Here is a 16,156-nt window from a genome sequence, read left to right as displayed (position 1 = left end):
GCTGGGCGCCTTGGCGGCATCATCGCGCTGGCCGCGGCCGACCGCACCGAGCAGGTGGCGACCGGGCGGCTCGCCATGGCCGTCCGGCTGGCGGCCGAGTTCACCCGGGCCGTGGAACCCGACCCGCTGCTTCCCCCGGAGCTGCCGGCGCAGCCATGGCCCGGCCCCCGGCCGCGCGCCGCCTCACCGCCGACTGCTGGCAACGCCTGCGCCCGACCCCACCGACGGGCCGGAGGAACTGCGCCTGTTCCGGCTCTACGGTGACACCCTCGGCGATCCGCCTGAGGAATCGTGACGGCACGGGCACCCCGACCACCCGGGACGCCTCGCGACCCGCGGTTCCGTGGCCTGGACCGGGCCGGGGCTGCCCAGGGGGCTCTTGTCCGTGTCACGTTCTGCCCGTACTTCCCGGCAGCCGTTCGCGAGCCCAGGATGCAACCGCCTGCCCCACGACGTACTCAGGCCTCCGGGCGAGGAGCACGCCCTTCGAAGTCCCGCCGCACCGCGGCACCCTGGTCCTCGATCAGTCCACCCTCGTCGGGGAAATCCAGGACCGCTCCGCAGCGATTGCACAACCTCCCGTCTTCGGCCGGCACACCGCACGCCTTACAGAATCGGTTGCCCCTCTCGTTTTCGATCCCCTCCACCACAACTCTCCTTCACACGCGGCTCGACGTATTGAATGCCCGTGCGGAGTACCCGAGGCGCCGAGGTCGATACCCGCGCAGCTCGCGCGCCGAGTGCGGCGCTTGGCCCTCCTCCCCCCGCCGGATCAGAGGGGTGACCGACCCGGCGGGGTGACTGTCACAGGGCTCCGGCGTCCCGGGCCGTCCAGACGCTCGGGTAGATCGGCCGGAAACCGAGCTCGCGGCGGATGCGCTGGTTGGACATGATCCCGAACCACGGGTCGGGGTCCGTGAGCTCGTGCAGCCCGGCGGGCACCTCGACGCCGTTGAGCTGGTACAGCTCGATCGTGGTGACGGGAGCGTCATCGGCGATGTTGTAGATCCGGCCGGCGATGCCCGGCGCGTACAGCAGCCGCATCAGGCCCTGGGCGACGTCCGCGTGGTGGGCCATCTGCAGGCGCTGGTGCGGCGCCCAGCGGTCGGCCCAATGCAGGGCGTTGGCGAGGTGCGGGTCTCCCTCGCCGTAGACGAAGGGCAGCCGTCCGATGCGCACGTCCATGCCCCTGAGCGCGAGCAGTTCGCGTTCGGCCTCGGCCTTGGACTCGGGGTAGGCGCCCCACATCTGGCCGCCCGGCCGGCTCTCGTCCTCCTCGGTCAATGGGCGGCCCCGTCCGACGCCGTACACATTGCCCGTACTGACCTGCACGAATCGCTTCACCCCGGAGGCCTGCGCCGCTCGGCCCAGGGCCACCGCGGCGTCCCGGTTGACGGCCCACGCCTCCTCGTCCGGCACCCCGCGGAAGGAGGCAGCGATGTTCACGACGGCGTCCACACCGGCGAGCGCCTCGCCGAGTGTCCCCTCATCACGCATATCCCCTACGGCGACCTGGGCACCCAGCTCCGCGAAGCGCTCGCCACGGGTCGCGTCCCGCACCATAACCCGCACCTGCTGGCCCGGCTGCCGCTGGGCCAGCAGCCTCGGCGCGAAGCGGCGTCCGACCTGCCCTGTCGTCCCGGTCACCAATGTCAGCATGATGTGCTCCTCACGCACTCGTCTGTCGTTGATGACCAGCCTCGGCGGATGCGGGGACGAGCGGGAGAGACCTTTTGATCAGGGGATCGGGAGTCCCTGGATAAGTCGGCCGGCCTCCCGCACCCTGGAGAGGTGAACCGAGCCGAACTCGCCGACTTCCTGCGCCGCGGACGCGCCCGCCTGGTCCCCACCGACGTGGGACTCACGGCCGGAGCCCGCCGCCGTACACCGGGGCTGCGCCGCGAGGAGGTGGCCCAGCTGGCCGGCATGTCCGTGGACTACTACACGCGGCTGGAACAGTCCCGGGGCCCACGCCCGTCCCGCCAGATGCTCACCGCGCTGGCCCGTGCCCTGCGCCTGACAGAGGACGAACGCGACCACCTCTTCCACCTCACCGGTGAAGAGCCGCCGCGCCGGGAAGCGACCAGCACACACGTGCGCCCGGGTCTGCTCCTGGTGCTGGACCGGCTGCACGACACTCCGGCGATGGTGGCGACCGACTGCGGCGAGGTCCTGGCTCAGAACGCGCTGTCGCGGGCGCTGAGCGGAGACGTCCTCGCCGGCCCGCCCCGAGGACGCAACATGATCCGCCGCTTCTTCCTGGACCCGGCGGCCCAGGAGCTGTTCCCGCCCGAGGACCGCCCCGAGCGCGCCCGCGAACAGGTCGCCGGCCTGCGGGCGGTGGCCTCAGCCCGCCCGACGGACCCCGAACCCGCCGCCCTCGTCACCGAACTGCGCGCCGCGAGCGAGGAGTTCGCCCGCCTCTGGGACGAACATGAGGTGGCCGTACGTCGCGCCTCCACGAAACGTTTCCGGCACCCTGCGATCGGCACCCTCGAACTCGACTGCGAAATCCTCGTCAACTCCGACCACAATCAGCAACTCGTCATCCACACGGCCCGCCCGGGCACGGAGTCGTACGATCGCTTGCAGTTGCTGCGGGTGGTGGGCTTGCAGGTCCTGACGCCGACGAGTTCCTGACCGCGTGTTCGCCTTTCGGGTTCGGTCCATGCCGAGCGCCACTCGCCCGCGATCCGTCTCGCCCGCGATGCGCAACGCCGCGCTCCGCGCCGACTGGGGCCGACAGCGGCACAGCGCCTGTCACTGGCACAGGCAGGCGGTGTGTTCGACGGTGAGTTCCTGGAAAGCCATGAACACCGAGGTCATCGCCGCGGTTCCGGGCTGTGACGCGTTCATGTACGACCGCCTTCGCCTGCGTCGAACCGAGGTGAGGGATCAGCGCCAACGACAGGGACCTGATGGGGGAAAGGGGTCTCCATCTCTTTGCTGTAGATGGAGACCCCTTTTGCTCTCGGGCCGTCAGGTACGACGTGTGTCCAGATCCTCGATGAGTGCCGAAGAGAAAATGGTCCCCGCCAGCCAGGCGTCCTTGTCGGGGCCCTGTGCCGGGATGATCAGGCGGCGACGGACCCAAGGATCCTTACGGCCGGGGAGGTGCACAACCACCTCAGCCCAAACCCCGTCATCGTCTTCCGAGTACGAAAGCTGATTTAGAGTGGCGGCGTGCTCAGTGAGCGTTGAACTCAGCCCTTCAACGACCTCGGCGCGAAATTCCTCGAGATACGCCTTGTACTCCGTGATCTTAGCCATTCGTTCGTACCTAGCATCCACAATTATAGTAGTACGCGGTGATAACGCCCACGGGTCGATGGTCCTTGGACCGTGAGTCCACCCGCTCGGTGAACACCACCTTCATGCCGCTGGCGTGAGGGTTCCGGAAGGTGTGACTCTCCAGCTTACAAGTGATCTTACTGCCGCTGGTCGAACACTTTCCTCGGTCCAACGTCTTGTCGATGTCCTGCTTCATATTCGACCAGCTCGAGATCTGGTCGGCGTGACCGGACTCGATGTGACGCTTGCCGAAACCGTCGACTCCGCCGGCGTCCTTCTGCCCCACACGCAACGGCACATCTTCCCCATCAGGACCGATGTGCGTTGAGTACACAGTCCAGTCGATGGGATTGGGGTTGGTCGCCGCCTGTGCGGATGTGGTCGCGCCGCCGAACATACACACGGCGGCGATCATTGTCGCGACTGAAGTGCGGCGTCGACGGATGAATGAACGCATTCTTCCCCCAGTGAAAGTCAAAACCCCTGTCGCCTTGGTCAGTTGACGCAGGGAGGCCAGGGCCAATCCTGCCGTCGGGCTAGGTGGGCGGTCAACCAAGATCGAGACTGTCCCAGCGACTTGATGACTTCTTGACACAAGGCTCGACACTTGGGACACCCCACGACGCACGCCGCGGGAGCCGGGCGACGGTCGGGTGCCGGATGCGGGAGTTTTCCGCCACCCCGATCAGCGCGATGCGCCGAGGCGGGCACGGGTCCCTATGGCGATGCCGCCGGTGATCACCGCCCTCGCCTCCGCTGCGGCTCGAATCTGCGGCTTCACCGCTTGGTCAGATCAGGGGCAGAACGCGGGGTATCCGGGAGGCAACGACTCTGTCCCGACTTCCCTTGAAGGAGGTCTGCGCTGTGCTCTCGCTCAAGCGCTTACTCGACCGCAGTCTGACCGCGCAGGCGATCCTGGTCTTCCTGGTGGCACTGGGCACCACGGCCCTGCTCCGCAGGGACGAACACCCTGTTGTCTGGGTGCTCCAAAGCGCTCTCTACAGCGGGGTCGCCATCGCGGTCCTGGCCGTCCAGCGTCGCCGGGCCGCCCGAGCCGTGGGCACCGACGCGGGCGGAATCGCCGACCTGAACCGGAAGATCCGCCACCACGAGGTACCCGGGGACCCACAGGAGCAGGCGACCATGCGACGGCTGGTCGCCGAACAGCTCGGCCAGGTGGAACGGGCGGGCAAGTGGCTGCCGTACTGGCTCGGCGCCATGGGCCTCGTCGCGGTCGGCTTGCTCGTCCTGGGCGCCGTCAGCGGATCCCTCGTCTTCCCCCTCCTCTTCGTGCTCGGCATGGCCGTGCTGTGCTCCTGGGTCCTGTGGATGCGCCGCCGTTCCGTGGACCGCCTCCACAGGATGCGCCAGGCCCTGCGGCATCAGTGACCGGCCAGGCAGGGCGAGGACGGTGGGCAAGTAATCAGCGCCCCATGGAAGCGGTGAACTCGCGAGGCGGGGGTACAGGCGGGAGCAAGGCGTGAGGACAAGGCCCGGAGGGGTGACGATGGGTTCGGTCAGTCAGTTGCGACTGCTCAGGGGCGTGTATGCGGGCGGTGTGGTGGCCTGGAGCTTCTGCCTGTTGCTGAATCTGGTCCAACGTGATGGATCGGCACGGCAGTTGGTGCTGCTGCTGGGGCTGCTCGCCGTCTTCCTCGTCCTGCTGCTGTGGTCGGCCTGGTGCCTCCGGGAGGCCGGGGCCCACCGTCGGGCGGACCGCGCTGGACGCACGGCGAACGCGCACGCCGAGCCGTCCTGACACGAGCAGGACTTAGAGAACGGGCCTCTACCGGGGCCGGCCGCCGAACCTGGTGATGTCCGCGTGAACGGGTAGGGGCTGAACCTCCGCGGCGAGTGACTTCCCGTCACGGCAGAATGTCTGAGGGGGCGATGGAGGATGGCGGCGGGAGTACCGCTCGTGGGTGGTTGAGCATTGCTCGCCATCGCTGGGCAGCGGTGATCCGGTCGAGTTGCTCCGGCGGTCCGGCCCACACTCCGCCAGGCCTGGATGCGTTCCCGAGGCTGACGTCGGCCATGCCGCCGGTCATCAGCCCCCGGGGGGTCCGTTCAGGTCACGCCCGACGGCAGCGCGGCCACCTCCGCCACAGCTTGGCGAAGCCCTGTCAGATCACGGACAGGCAGCCCCCCATGCACGACTCCCGTTGCCCCACTGTCGGTTCACCTCCCCGGGCCTGACGGCCTCGGGCACCCGCCTAGGCTTTCCGGGCCATGCCGGCGGCGATGAGGTGCTCCCAGACCGTGAGTTCTCGTCCTTTGCCGCTGTTCCACGGATTGTCGGACTTGTCGGGACGCCACAGGGGCGCCGGGACGATCCCGGGGTCGAGGATCTCCAAGCCGTCCAGCAGGGAGGCGATCTCCGCGTCCGTGCGCCACCGGCCGCGGCCGAACGTCTGTTGCAGGACCTTCTCGGCCTCCACGGTCTCCGGGTTGTTGCCGGAGCGGAAGTGGCTGATGAAGAAGTAGCTTCCGGAGGGGACCTGGTCGCGCCAGTAGCGGACGATGCCGGCCGGGTCCTCGTCGTCGTTGACGTGGTGAAGGATGGCGCTGAGGATGACGGCGACGGGACGAGAGAAGTCGATGAGCTCGAGCGTGGCAGGGTGGGAGCGGATGCCCTCGGGGTTGCGCACATCGACCGCGACGACGCGGGTGCGGTCGTTGTTCTCCAGCAGTGCGCGGCCGTGGACCAACACCTGGTCGTCGATGTCGACGTAGACGACCCGGGACTCGGGAGCGTGCCGTTGGGCGACCTGGTGGACGTTGTCCGCGGTCGGCAGGCCACTGCCCATGTCGATGAACTGCCCAACACCGGTGGTCCTGGCGATTTCGCTGACCGCCCGGGTCAGGGCCGCGCGGTTGGCGAAGGCGATGGCCACCGAGCCGGGGAGGTCGCGCTTGAACACGTCGCCGACCTCACGGTCGACGGCATAGTTGTCCTTGCCGCCGAGCAGATAGTCGTAGACGCGGGCAATGCTCGGCTTGGCCGGGTCGATGGAAGAGCCTTCGTACCTCATGGCGGCCATTCTTCCCGGCAACATGGCCCGCCCACCTCCGTTTTCGGCACTCCAGCCGGTCAGCCCGCCACCACCACGGTCTCAGCACCGCCAACAGGCCCGGGCCGCGGACGCGGTGGCCCACACGGGTGGTCAGGAGCGGGCGCCAGGTTTGTTGACGACGCCCCAGGCGGCGCGAGCGCTGATCATCTGTCCGTCGTCCCGGGTCCGTCCGAGGTAGGCGTAGCTCCCGGGGTCGAAGAAGATCTCCTGCTTGCCCTGCCGGCCCGCAGGCGTCCTCTCGTAGGTCACGCTCACGCCGATCGCCGCGCGGCCGAGCGGGTCCTTCACGCCGGTCGTCACCCGGGCGCCGGGGATCTTCGCGAGGGCCCGGAACAGACCCGCCTGGACGTCACGAGCGCGGTGCCGACCGTCGCGGTGGTGGCACCGCGCCCAGCAAGTCCCACAAAGGGCGTGAACCGGCCGCCCACTGCGCGAGGACCTGGCGATCGACGAGGAGCAGGCGCTGCTGCCGGGCGAAGGTGCGGCCGGGCTGGGTGATGCGGCCGTTGGTGACCATGACGACGATGTCGGCCCTGTGGACGGGGCGGCCCGTGCCGTTGAGGACCTGCAGGTCGGGGGTGCCGACGGCCGCGCCCCGGCTGCCGTTCCTGCGGTGCTTGCACTGGATGACCCAGCGCCGGCCGTAGGGATCGGTGGCCTTCACATCGGCGCCGAGGTCGCCCTGGCCTCCGACCTGGACGGCGTCCGTGCATCCGTCGCGGTGCATCAGGTCCCGGATCGCGTGCTCGAACTGGCGGTGGGACAGGGCGTCCAGCTGAGCCAGCCCGTAGCGCAGCGCGCGTGCCCGGGCCTGCTGCCACTGCGCGCGCCGAGCACGGTGCTGCCACCAGCACAGGCCACCCAGCAGCAGAGCCAGGGCGGCGACGACGAGGACCCACCAGTGGGCGATCAGCCAGTTGACCACCGCGACCATGACACTGACGGCCGCCAGCGCGGCGATGGCCAGGGCCAGCAGCTGTACGTCGTCCCGCTGCCGCCGGCGGCTACGACGAGGGCGCCGGGCAGCGCTGCGGCGCCGGGGCGGACGTCGGCTCATCGCCCGCCACCCAGGGTGGAGAAGTCGATCGGGTACGACACCGTCGGCGTGGGCGGTGCCGGCCTGCTCGTGGGGGTGGGGAACTCGATGGGGTACGACACCGTCGGCCGCGGCACACTCCTGCCGGGTGCCGCCCGGCCGGAGCTCTGATCGAAACGGAGCGGAGAGGTCGCCGCCGGCCCCTCCCCCGGCTTCCACGCCGGGCTGGTGGTACCACCCGCTGTCCCGTTGCTGTGGCCGAAGCCCACGACAGCCACAGCGATCGACGCGAAGACGGTGAGCTCGCGCCGGGCGCCCGGCGCCCACCGAAGGTGCCCGCGCACCGGCCTCCCGTCGGAACGCACGTAGGGCCGCACGATCGGCATCTGGTCCTCCCCCTGAGTCATCCAACCCAACGAGGGCCATGCTGGAGGGCACCACTGACAAACGATCAGGGTTCAAGCGGCGCAGAGTGCCTGTTCAGGACATCGGCTCGCCCACGCTTACGCCGATCACTGTCCGACTTCGCTCGCACGACAGTTCCGCACTCTTCCGCATGCATCTGCAGGTACGTCCACGAGCGAAAGGCCGTAGACCGGCAGCAGCAGTCCACCTCGTCCGTTCCTCTGCCCCGGTTCGCGGTACCGGAGGGTCCCGCGCTCATCACGAAGCGCTGTTCAGTCCTCCCGGCCGGGCGCCCGGCCGTCCGACCTCCGGCCCACATCTGGCCTACACCTGGCCTACATCTGGACAACGAGGACGTGGCTCAACGTAGCCCGACGTGCTGGGCGCCGGCACTGCTCCGGTCAGCGGTCCGTGGCGGGCAGGTGGGCCAAGCCGGTGTCGGACATGATCCGGGCGACGGTCTCGTGCAGGGCGCTGTCGGCGCCGATGATGGTCTCGAGCCGGTCGGGCAGCAGATCGCGTGGCCGGTACCAGTCGCGCAGCTGCGTCTCGTTGACTTCGTCAGCGATCGGCTTGGTCGCATGCCGGGCGAGGGTTTGGTCGAACGGCACGTCCAGGTAGTAGCCGTGCGTCGGACCGCGATGGTCGGTGCGCAACCGGGCGAGCATGTCGCCGTAGCGGTCGGCGTACAGGATGCCCTCGATCACGCCGTGGAACCCGGCGTCCAATGCGTAGCGGGCGGTCAGGTCGATCAGGCCGATGTTCGCGGCGCCGGGCCGGTCGCGCTCGCGGAGCACGACGCGGCGGAGATTGTCCTGGCTGACCAAGGCCAGGCCGCGGCCGAACTTCTCGCGGAGGCCGGCCGCCACGGACGACTTCCCCGAGGCGCTGTTGCCGCGCAGCACGACCAGCCGGGTCTCTTCAGTGCCCGCCATCACGGCCTTCAGGCTACCGAGGGCCGGTGGCGGCGACGGGGGTGTTCCGGAACTCGTGGACACGGACGCCCGGATGGGGCCGATCCGTTCTGTCCTGAGCGCGCCCATGACTACTTGCGCGGCCTGCTCGCCCGCTCCGGGGCGGAGGATGCGAGCATCCCCTTGAGGCTTCAACGACCAGCATCAGGCAGGACGGCCCCAGGGCCTGTCCGGGCGGCACGCGCCGGACAGGACCTGACCGCGGTGAGGGCTCAGCGTTTGAGCGTGGAGGTGAAGTCACCGGAGAGCGTGCCGTCCGGCCGGACGGCCGACACGAGTTTCCCCGCGGTGAGCAGTCTGCCGACCTCGGCCCGTGAAGGCCGCGGCCTTGAGCGATCAGCCGGACGGGGTGGACCGGGATCGGTGCGGCGAAACGCACGGAGACGTCGATCACCTCGCGGTTCAGATGGTCCGGCCCGGTGGTGTCGAGACACCACGCATCAGTCAAGGGCGTGAGCGCGGCAGGTCCGGAGAATCTCTTCGGACAGTTCGGGCTGGACGTGGCGCACGGCTCGGGCGAGCACCATCGCCCCGACCAGCGTGCTGAGCAGCAGCACGGCCCGGTCCCGGGCCTGGTCCGGGGTGATCTCCTCGTCCTGTTCGCGGGCGAGCTCCGCCGCGAAGCCCGCCAGGTACCCTTCCACGCCGGCCGCGTACGAGCGCTGGATCGTGTCGTTGTGCCGTCCGGCGTCGGTGACCAGGGAGGCGGAGGGGCAGCCGCCGTCCGGGGCGTCGCGATGGGCGACCGAGAGATAGTCGACCACCACTCGCCTCAGCGGGGAGCCGACGGGGTCGTCCCCTTCCGCAACGGCCTGTTCCAGGACGCCCAGAGACGCCGCGAACGAGGCGCTGCACACCTCGGCGGCGAGATCGTCCTTGGACGCGAAGTGGTTGTAGAAGCCGCCGTGGGTCAGGCCGGCCTCCTTCATCAGTTCTGCGATCCCGACGGCGTCGATGCCCTGTGCGCGGAACATGCGCCCGGCCGCCTCGACGATGTTCTGCCGATTCCTGGCCTTGTCTTCCCTGGTGATCCGCGGCATGCCCGCCCCCCGCCATCGAGTGTGATTGACCGTTTCAAGGTTACCCCTCATCATTGTTTTAATGTTGCCCATCATCAAAAGGTGAGTGGAGGAGCCATGCGCACTGTGGTGCACACCCGGCGGGGGGAACCCGCCCAGGTACTCACGCTGCGGGAGGAGCCCGATCGGCCGCGTCCCGGCGTCGGGGAGGTCCTGGTCCGCGTGCTGGTCCGGCCCGTCCATCCGGGTGACCTGGCCGGCGTTGAGGCACCGGCGGGGCCCACCGAACAGCAGCCGGAGGTCCGGACTCCCGGAGTGGAGGGGATGGGCGTCGTCGAGAGCGTCGGGGCGGACGTGCACACGCCGCGTCCCGGTCAACGCGTGGCCGTCTTCCCGGCGCCGGGGACATGGGCCGACTTCGTCGTGGTCGCAGCCGACCGGGCCGTGCCGGTGCCGGATGAGGTCAGCGACGAGACCGCGGCCCTGATGCTGGTCAATCCGCTGACGGTGCTCATGCTGTACCGCGCGCTGGGAAGTGCCCTGCGCGGGCAGAAGGGCTCCGTCGTGCAGACGGCCGCCGGCTCCTCCGTCGGCCGGCTGGTCAGCGCGACCGCGGTCCGGCACGGCCTGCCCCTGATCAACCTCGTACGCAGCCAAACCGGTGCCCGGAAGGTGCGATCGCTGTACCCCACGCTGCCCGTCATCGCGACCTGCGACGACGACTGGCCGGAACAGGTCCGCCACCAGGCCGGCGACCAGGGCATTCGGGTCGTCCTCGACTGCGTCGGCGGCGCCATGACCCGGGACCTCACCGATCTGCTCACCGACGGCGGCACGTTGATCTCCTACGGGCAGTTGGGCTCCGGCACCACCCCGCTGGAGCGGCTGCCCCTCGTCCAGCGGGCGCTGACCGTGCAGGGCGTGACCGTGTTGCACTGGATGCGCCGCAGCCCGAAGGAGCGGGCCCAGGACGTCGCCTTCGCCGTGGACCTGGCGCGGAACACCCCGGACCTGCTCGAAGTCGCGGCCAGCTACGACCTCGCCGACTTCAGGGCGGCCATCGAGCACGCCCGCCGCCCGGCCAAGAGCGGAACCGTCCTGCTCACCACACCACGGGCGACCGACTCCGGGCACGGGGCCGCCTGATGAAGATCGGAACGCTCGGAGCCGGAACCATCGCCCAGGCCATCGCCCGGCACGCGATCCGCCACGGCCACGAGGTCGTGCTCAGCAACAGCCGAGGACCCGACTCCCTGGCTCCGCTGGTGAGGGACCTCGGCACACGCGCGGCAGCCGCGACTCCTGCCGAGGCTGCCGCCGCAGACCTCGTCGTGCTCGCGGTCGGCTGGCCGCAGGTGCCCGACGTGGCCGCCCAACTCCCACCCCTGGACGGGACCGTCGTCATCGACACCACCAATCAGTTCGCCTCCCCTCCGCCGAACGCGAAGATCGCCGACCTGGGCGGTGTCACCGGAAGCGAATACGTGGCCTCCCTGCTTCCCGGCGCGCGCGTGGTCAAGGCCTTCAACGCCCTCTTCGCGCAGTTCATCGCGCCCGATCCCCGCCACGAGGCCGGACGTCAGGTGCTGTTCCTCGCCGGGGACGACGCGGACGCCAAGAACACCGTGAAAGGCCTGGCCTCCCAGTTCGGCTTCGCGCCCGTCGACCTCGGCACGCTGCGCGAGGGAGGCCGCCTCATCCAGCTCGGCGGGCCCTTGTCCGGCCTCCACGTCCTCAAGCAGGACTGAGTCCACCCATCTGCTCGTCCTCCTCGTGTCCGCGAGGAGCACCTTCCTTCACGAAAGAGACCCTCATGTCCGACCCGACTCCGGCATCCGGCACCCAGCCCCTCCTGCGGCCCGTTCGCCTGGGGGCGCTCGAACTGCCCAACCGCGTCGTCATGGCTCCCATGACGCGCTCCCGGGCCACCAACGCCCAACTGGCCCCGACCGCCCTGCACGCCACGTACTACACGCAGCGCGCCGGTGCCGGCCTGATCATCAGCGAAGGAACCTGGGTCAGCCCGGACGCGATCGGCTTCATCAACGTCCCCGGCATCTACACGGACGCCCAGACCGCCGGCTGGGCCGAGGTCACCGAGTCCGTGCACGCCGCCGGCGGGCGGATCGTCTCGCAGATCGGCCACGTCGGCGCCGTCTCCCACCCCGACCACCTCGGTGGCCGGCTCCCCGCAGGTCCCTCGGCGATCAACCCCCAGGAGATGTCCTTCACCCCCGACGGCCCGAAGGACACGGTCACGCCCCGCGCCCTGACCGCAGCAGAGATCGCCACCACGATCGACACCTACCGGCAGGCCGCCGCCAACGCCCTGCGCGCCGGCTTCGACGGCCTGGAGATCCACGCCCAGGCCTCGCACCTCGTGGCCCAGTTCCTCAACCCCCGCCTCAACCAGCGCACCGACGCCTACGGCGGCAGCAGTGAGAAGCGTGCCCAGTTCCTCTTCGACGTCGTGGATGCCGTCAGCAGCGTGTGGGGAAGCGACCGCGTCGGCATCAAACTCTCCCCCTACTGGGATCGCGGGCCCGCCTTCACCGCCGACGCGGAGTCGCTGGCCGACTACGACCTGCTCCTCAAGCGCCTCGGCGACAGCGACCTGGCCTATCTCCACCTCGTGGGGCCGGAACCCGACACGGGCGCCGACGACACCTTCACCGCGTTCGCCCGCTATCGCGCCCACTACCGCGGCGCCGTCATCGCCAACCTCGGCTTCACGCAGGCGAGCGGCAACGAGCTGCTCGAACGAGAGCTGGCCGACGCGGTCTCCTTTGGTGCCCCCTTCATCGCCAATCCCGACCTCGTCGACCGGTTCACCCACGGTCATCCTCTTGCCGCCGGCGACCGCGACACGTACTACGCCGGTGGCGTCGAGGGATACACGGACTACCCCACCGTGACCGGCGTGACCGGCTCCTAGGAGAACGGCCCGATCCCGTGTAGACCGGTCAGCCTTCGGGCCGCCGGTGAGGTCCTGCAACCCGAAGAGGTCCACGCCCTGCCTCACCTCGGCATCCCTGAACAACCGGCGGGGGATCGCCGCACTGTCGGCGTACCCCTCGTGGAACACCAAGGCTTTATTGCACAATGAGTGCAACAAAGCATGATCCGCAGGAAGAAGAGGGATCCCTTGGCCGTTCCGCCAGCCCTCACCGTGCGCGTGCTGCACGGCGAGGACGTCCTTGCCCACGTCGACGCGCTGTGCTCGGTCTACGTCGACGCCTACTGCGTACCGCCCTGGGACGAGGACGAGGAGAAGGCTGCCGAGTTCGCCGCGCGTCTGCTCCTGGACGCGCGGCGTCCCGGTTTCACCGCCGCGGTGGGCTTGGAAGGCGGGGATGTGCTCGGTTTCGCCAGCGGGCGGACCACTCTCTCGCCCTTCCCCACGGACCGCTGCTACCCGCAGGCCGCCGCCGGCCTCGGTGCCCGGCATACCGAAGACTGGTTGTGCGGTGCCTTCGAGGTGGACGAACTCGCCGTCCGGCCCAGCGCGCACGGCAGCGGACTCGCCGGACGACTGCTTCAGGCGATCACAGCGGGCGTCCCCGAGGGTCGCTCCTGGCTGCTCACCTCCGTTCGGGCACCCCGGGCCATGGCGTTCTACCACCGCCAGGGCTGGATACAGGCCACCCACCCCTCCCCCGACAGCAAAGACATCGTCGTCTTCCTCGGCCCGCACCATCCCGCCCGCCACCTCGTTCCAGTGCGCGAGCCCGCGTGACCTATCGCTCGGTGGTCGGCCACGGCGGCGAACCGCTGCCCCCCCCCCGCTTCGCAGGCGGCCGAGCAGCGGTGCCGGCCGGCAAACCATGGCCTGTGGCTCGCGGAGCAGCCTCCGCCGTGCCGGCGGCTACCCCGACCGGAGAGAACCCGACACCGGCGAAGCCGCCGCCGCGCGGAACCTGCTGGGGCTCTGGCCCTTGTGGCGTTTGAAGGCGGCGCTGAAGCCGAAAGCGTCGGCGTAGCCGACGGACCTGGCGATCTGGGCGATGGTGAGGTCGGTGTCGGTCAGAAGCGCAGCGGCCTCGTCCAGGCGGCATTCGGTGAGGTAGGCGAGGGGCGGACGGCCCATCAGCTGGGTGAAGCGCTTGGCGAACAGCGCCCGGGAGACGCCGGATCGTGCGGCCAGTGAGGCCACCGTCCACGCCTGGGCGGGCTGGTCGTGGAAGGACTGCAGGGCGGGGGCGAGGATCGGGTCGGCGAGGCCCCGGTACCAGCCGGGCGCGTCGGCGCCCGCCTTGTCGAACCAGCTGCGCAGCGTGCACACCAGGGCCCAGTCGAGGAGCCGGTCCATCAGCGCCTGCGAACCGGCCGTGTGCTGGGCCGCGTCGGCGGCGGCCGTCTCCAGCCAGGCACAGACCTCGGCGTCCTCCTCGACCACCAGGACGGGCGGCAGGGCACGCAGGAGTCGCTCGTGGCGGTGGCCCGAGGCGCGGTAGGCGCCCACGATCAGCGCGGTCGCCTCCTCCGAGTCAGCGCCCCAGTGGATACCGCCCAGTTCCTGCGCGGTGCATTCGGCGTTCGGCGTGAAGCAGGCGATCTCGTACGCGGCGTGAGGACCGTGCACGGTGGCGGGACGGTCCACGAGGTGGAACGGTTCGGGGCCGCGCACGATGGCCGTGTCGCCCGCACCGACGACGCGTTCGGTTCCGTCGGGCAGCAGCAGGGTGCCGCCGCCGCGCAGCACGCTGATCATGGTCAGCGGCGCGGCGTCAGCGAAGCGGATGGACCAGGGCCGGGTCAGTACGGCATGGGTGACGACCGAGCCCTCGGCCCGGATACCGCTCAGCAACGAACTCAGAGGATCCACGGACGACACCGTAGACGATCTCCTATGTTTTGGAGCGCTTCTCCCATGGATCATCTAGGCCGGCGGGTCTGTACTGGACTCGTCGGACTGACCGAGACCAGCTGGGAGACACCGTGACGCAGCAGGACCGCCAGGGCAGGACAGCCCTCGTCGTCGTCGCACACCACCGCTCCGATTCCCTCACCGCGCACACCGCCCGCCGGGCCGCCACCCGGCTCGAAGCCGCCGGCTACCGCGTCGACCTGCTCGACCTGCACGCCGAGGGGTTCGACCCGCGCATGAACGTGGCGGACCAGCCGGACTGGGGCGACAGGGAGAAGAGGTACTCCGACGAAGTGCACGCGCACATGCGGCGCATCCTCGACGCCGAGGTCGTCGTCGCCGTCTTCCCGGTGTACTGGCAGAGCGTGCCCGCGATCCTGAAGGGCTGGATCGACCGGGTATGGAACTACGGGTTCGCCTACGGCCGCAGCAGGCCCCGCCTCGCCAGCAAGCGCATCCTGTGGCTGGGGCTGGCCGGAGCCACCTCGGACGATCCCGTCGTGGCCGGGATGCGGACCGTCCTCGAGACCAGCCTGAGCGAAGGCATCGCGTACTACTGCGGCTTCTCCCACTCCACCGTCGGTCTGCTCACCGACGCGGAGGAGCGCCCGCAGCGCATCGACGCCGAAGGCAACCTCCTGATCGGCGAAGCGGTCGCGGGCGCCGAGCGAGCGGCTCAGTACGCCGCTTTCGACGCTCGTGCACGGGAGTTCGTGGAGAAGTTCCTCACCGAGGAGCTCGTGGCGGTCTGACCACCACGCGGCGCTCGTGCTGCGTCAGCAGCGGGCCCACGCCCCCCGGCCCACCTCTTCGTCGTCGTTGAAGACGCCGGACGCCGTCGCCCCGCCGCGGAGTGGGGTGACGAGCGCCGGCGCGCCGATGCATGTCCACCGCCTCAGCCAAGCCCTGGCGCGCGCCGGTGCGGCGCCCGCCGGCGCGATGTCGACAGGCGTGGCGTCTACGGGCGTTGCGTCCGCAGGGGTCGCCCGCGTGGGTGTGGCGTCCGACGGTGCGGGCCGGCACGCGATGTCGGTGCGGGCGTCCAGCCATGCCTCCGCCTCGTCGCCCCGGATCCCACAGGCCGCGACGAACGCCGCGACGAGTTCCTCGCGGGGAAGCCGTTCCCCGCCGAGCATGGTGGCCGCCGTGGAGTACGGCAGACCGTGGCCCGTGTCCGCCGCGTTCCGTTCCAGTCGGCGGAGGCTGAGGCCCGACAGGGCAAGAAGTTCCACTACTCGAACACCGGGAGGTCGCTGCCCGACGGCGTCCTGGTCTACTGGAGGACCTGGCGGAGGGACTGACACGGGGCATTGCCGACCGCGTCCGCGCCGAGGGCAGCTGAGCGAGCTGAACGCGGCCCGTGTGGACCCGAGTCGAGTGAGTCCGCCTACGCCGGTGAGTACGTGTACTCACGTGGAAACCGTGGCCGGCTCGGAGACTTGGCGCATGAGACCAAGCCCTGTTCGCGCCCGCTCCGTTGGCCGCCTTCT

At 70.0% G+C, this 16,156-nt stretch carries 19 protein-coding genes and 1 pseudogene; 9 read left to right on the top strand and 11 right to left on the bottom strand.

The window, feature by feature from the left end; translation table 11 throughout:
• Positions 1-804: 804 nt before the first annotated feature.
• Positions 805-1,659 carry an NAD-dependent epimerase/dehydratase family protein gene (locus ABTZ58_RS18755; RefSeq protein WP_351357466.1) on the bottom strand — a complete coding sequence of 285 codons (855 nt, stop codon included), beginning with the start codon at positions 1,657-1,659 and terminating at the stop codon, positions 805-807.
• Positions 1,660-1,791: 132 nt separating this feature from the next.
• Here ABTZ58_RS18755 and ABTZ58_RS18750 point away from each other — a divergent pair, with 132 nt between their 5' ends.
• Positions 1,792-2,640, top strand: a complete 849-nt coding sequence (locus ABTZ58_RS18750; RefSeq protein ID WP_351357463.1) for a helix-turn-helix transcriptional regulator — start codon at positions 1,792-1,794, stop codon at positions 2,638-2,640.
• 339 nt (positions 2,641-2,979) lie between these two features.
• On the opposite strand, the gene ABTZ58_RS18745 is transcribed toward ABTZ58_RS18750, so the two are convergent.
• Together ABTZ58_RS18745 and ABTZ58_RS18740 are read right to left on the bottom strand one after the other, a co-directional pair.
• Complete coding sequence (locus tag ABTZ58_RS18745) at positions 2,980-3,270, bottom strand: hypothetical protein (protein WP_351357460.1); 291 nt, start codon at positions 3,268-3,270, stop codon at positions 2,980-2,982.
• 10 nt (positions 3,271-3,280) lie between these two features.
• Complete coding sequence (locus tag ABTZ58_RS18740) at positions 3,281-3,706, bottom strand: hypothetical protein (RefSeq protein ID WP_351357457.1); 426 nt, start codon at positions 3,704-3,706, stop codon at positions 3,281-3,283.
• Positions 3,707-4,155: 449 nt separating this feature from the next.
• On the opposite strand from ABTZ58_RS18740, the gene ABTZ58_RS18735 reads away from it, so the two are divergent.
• Positions 4,156-4,680: a hypothetical protein gene (locus ABTZ58_RS18735; protein ID WP_351357454.1), complete on the top strand. Its 525-nt coding sequence runs from the start codon at positions 4,156-4,158 to the stop codon at positions 4,678-4,680.
• A gap of 118 nt (positions 4,681-4,798) precedes the next feature.
• On the top strand, positions 4,799-5,050 hold the full coding sequence (locus tag ABTZ58_RS18730) for a hypothetical protein (RefSeq protein ID WP_351357451.1): 252 nt from the start codon (positions 4,799-4,801) through the stop codon (positions 5,048-5,050).
• 454 nt (positions 5,051-5,504) lie between these two features.
• Here ABTZ58_RS18730 and ABTZ58_RS18725 read toward each other — a convergent pair whose 3' ends face one another.
• The 3 genes from ABTZ58_RS18725 to ABTZ58_RS18715 form a co-directional block, all read right to left on the bottom strand.
• Positions 5,505-6,332: an SAM-dependent methyltransferase gene (locus tag ABTZ58_RS18725; protein ID WP_351357669.1), complete on the bottom strand. Its 828-nt coding sequence runs from the start codon at positions 6,330-6,332 to the stop codon at positions 5,505-5,507.
• A gap of 123 nt (positions 6,333-6,455) precedes the next feature.
• Entirely contained in the window at positions 6,456-6,665 is a 210-nt protein-coding gene (locus tag ABTZ58_RS18720) for a hypothetical protein (RefSeq protein ID WP_351357448.1), read from the bottom strand.
• Positions 6,666-6,714: 49 nt separating this feature from the next.
• On the bottom strand, positions 6,715-7,422 hold the full coding sequence (locus tag ABTZ58_RS18715) for a restriction endonuclease (protein ID WP_351357445.1): 708 nt from the start codon (positions 7,420-7,422) through the stop codon (positions 6,715-6,717).
• Between the two features lie 15 nt (positions 7,423-7,437).
• On the opposite strand from ABTZ58_RS18715, the gene ABTZ58_RS18710 reads away from it, so the two are divergent.
• Positions 7,438-7,572: a hypothetical protein gene (locus ABTZ58_RS18710; protein ID WP_351357442.1), complete on the top strand. Its 135-nt coding sequence runs from the start codon at positions 7,438-7,440 to the stop codon at positions 7,570-7,572.
• Between the two features lie 635 nt (positions 7,573-8,207).
• On the opposite strand, the gene ABTZ58_RS18705 is transcribed toward ABTZ58_RS18710, so the two are convergent.
• The 3 genes and pseudogenes from ABTZ58_RS18705 to ABTZ58_RS40210 form a co-directional block, all read right to left on the bottom strand.
• On the bottom strand, positions 8,208-8,741 hold the full coding sequence (locus ABTZ58_RS18705) for a P-loop NTPase family protein (RefSeq protein WP_351357440.1): 534 nt from the start codon (positions 8,739-8,741) through the stop codon (positions 8,208-8,210).
• Between the two features lie 251 nt (positions 8,742-8,992).
• Positions 8,993-9,219, bottom strand: a pseudogene (locus ABTZ58_RS18700) (DUF1062 domain-containing protein); the annotation flags it as partial.
• Between the two features lies 1 nt (position 9,220).
• Complete coding sequence (locus ABTZ58_RS40210; protein ID WP_502996093.1) at positions 9,221-9,820, bottom strand: TetR/AcrR family transcriptional regulator; 600 nt, start codon at positions 9,818-9,820, stop codon at positions 9,221-9,223.
• A 96-nt stretch (positions 9,821-9,916) separates the two neighbouring features.
• Between ABTZ58_RS40210 and ABTZ58_RS18690 the strand changes: the two genes are divergently transcribed.
• From ABTZ58_RS18690 to ABTZ58_RS18675, 4 genes are all read left to right on the top strand, one after another.
• Positions 9,917-10,945 (top strand): zinc-binding dehydrogenase, encoded by a 1,029-nt coding sequence (locus ABTZ58_RS18690; RefSeq protein ID WP_351357437.1) that lies wholly within the window; start codon positions 9,917-9,919, stop codon positions 10,943-10,945.
• Positions 10,945-11,547 carry an NADPH-dependent F420 reductase gene (locus ABTZ58_RS18685; protein ID WP_351357434.1) on the top strand — a complete coding sequence of 201 codons (603 nt, stop codon included), beginning with the start codon at positions 10,945-10,947 and terminating at the stop codon, positions 11,545-11,547. The genes ABTZ58_RS18690 and ABTZ58_RS18685 overlap by 1 nt, the downstream gene beginning before the upstream one ends.
• Positions 11,548-11,612: 65 nt before the next feature.
• The gene (locus ABTZ58_RS18680) at positions 11,613-12,734 is read left to right on the top strand and encodes an alkene reductase (protein WP_351357431.1); all 1,122 of its coding nucleotides are present in this window, start codon (positions 11,613-11,615) and stop codon (positions 12,732-12,734) included.
• Between the two features lie 210 nt (positions 12,735-12,944).
• A complete protein-coding gene (locus ABTZ58_RS18675) occupies positions 12,945-13,535 on the top strand; it encodes a GNAT family N-acetyltransferase (RefSeq protein WP_351357428.1) in 591 nt (196 codons plus the stop codon).
• Between the two features lie 129 nt (positions 13,536-13,664).
• Here ABTZ58_RS18675 and ABTZ58_RS18670 read toward each other — a convergent pair whose 3' ends face one another.
• The gene (locus tag ABTZ58_RS18670; protein ID WP_502996092.1) at positions 13,665-14,624 is read right to left on the bottom strand and encodes an AraC family transcriptional regulator; all 960 of its coding nucleotides are present in this window, start codon (positions 14,622-14,624) and stop codon (positions 13,665-13,667) included.
• A 113-nt stretch (positions 14,625-14,737) separates the two neighbouring features.
• Between ABTZ58_RS18670 and ABTZ58_RS18665 the strand changes: the two genes are divergently transcribed.
• The gene (locus tag ABTZ58_RS18665; protein WP_351357423.1) at positions 14,738-15,418 is read left to right on the top strand and encodes an NAD(P)H oxidoreductase; all 681 of its coding nucleotides are present in this window, start codon (positions 14,738-14,740) and stop codon (positions 15,416-15,418) included.
• A gap of 24 nt (positions 15,419-15,442) precedes the next feature.
• Here the strand turns inward: ABTZ58_RS18665 and ABTZ58_RS18660 are convergent, their stop codons facing one another.
• Positions 15,443-15,898 (bottom strand): hypothetical protein, encoded by a 456-nt coding sequence (locus ABTZ58_RS18660; protein WP_351357420.1) that lies wholly within the window; start codon positions 15,896-15,898, stop codon positions 15,443-15,445.
• Between the last annotated feature and the right edge of the window lie 258 nt (positions 15,899-16,156).

Source organism: Streptomyces sp. NPDC094143, from assembly GCF_040303825.1.
In the GTDB taxonomy this organism is placed as follows: Bacteria; Actinomycetota; Actinomycetes; order Streptomycetales; family Streptomycetaceae; genus Streptomyces.
Note: the sequence above shows the minus strand (reverse complement) of the source record. Positions and strands in the feature narration are given on the sequence as shown.

Bases quoted from the DNA above. Each gene is read 5' to 3' on its own strand.
- ABTZ58_RS18685 (WP_351357434.1), top strand. From the start codon at position 10,945: ATGAAGATCGGAACGCTCGGAGCCGGAACCATCGCCCAGGCCATCGCC.
- ABTZ58_RS18705 (WP_351357440.1), bottom strand. From the start codon at position 8,741: ATGGCGGGCACTGAAGAGACCCGGCTGGTCGTGCTGCGCGGCAACAGC.
- ABTZ58_RS18745 (WP_351357460.1), bottom strand. From the start codon at position 3,270: ATGGCTAAGATCACGGAGTACAAGGCGTATCTCGAGGAATTTCGCGCC.
- ABTZ58_RS18730 (WP_351357451.1), top strand. From the start codon at position 4,799: ATGGGTTCGGTCAGTCAGTTGCGACTGCTCAGGGGCGTGTATGCGGGC.
- ABTZ58_RS18715 (WP_351357445.1), bottom strand. From the start codon at position 7,422: ATGAGCCGACGTCCGCCCCGGCGCCGCAGCGCTGCCCGGCGCCCTCGT.
- ABTZ58_RS18755 (WP_351357466.1), bottom strand. From the start codon at position 1,659: ATGCTGACATTGGTGACCGGGACGACAGGGCAGGTCGGACGCCGCTTC.
- ABTZ58_RS18690 (WP_351357437.1), top strand. From the start codon at position 9,917: ATGCGCACTGTGGTGCACACCCGGCGGGGGGAACCCGCCCAGGTACTC.
- ABTZ58_RS18725 (WP_351357669.1), bottom strand. From the start codon at position 6,332: ATGGCCGCCATGAGGTACGAAGGCTCTTCCATCGACCCGGCCAAGCCG.
- ABTZ58_RS18740 (WP_351357457.1), bottom strand. From the start codon at position 3,706: ATGATCGCCGCCGTGTGTATGTTCGGCGGCGCGACCACATCCGCACAG.
- ABTZ58_RS18680 (WP_351357431.1), top strand. From the start codon at position 11,613: ATGTCCGACCCGACTCCGGCATCCGGCACCCAGCCCCTCCTGCGGCCC.
- ABTZ58_RS40210 (WP_502996093.1), bottom strand. From the start codon at position 9,820: ATGCCGCGGATCACCAGGGAAGACAAGGCCAGGAATCGGCAGAACATC.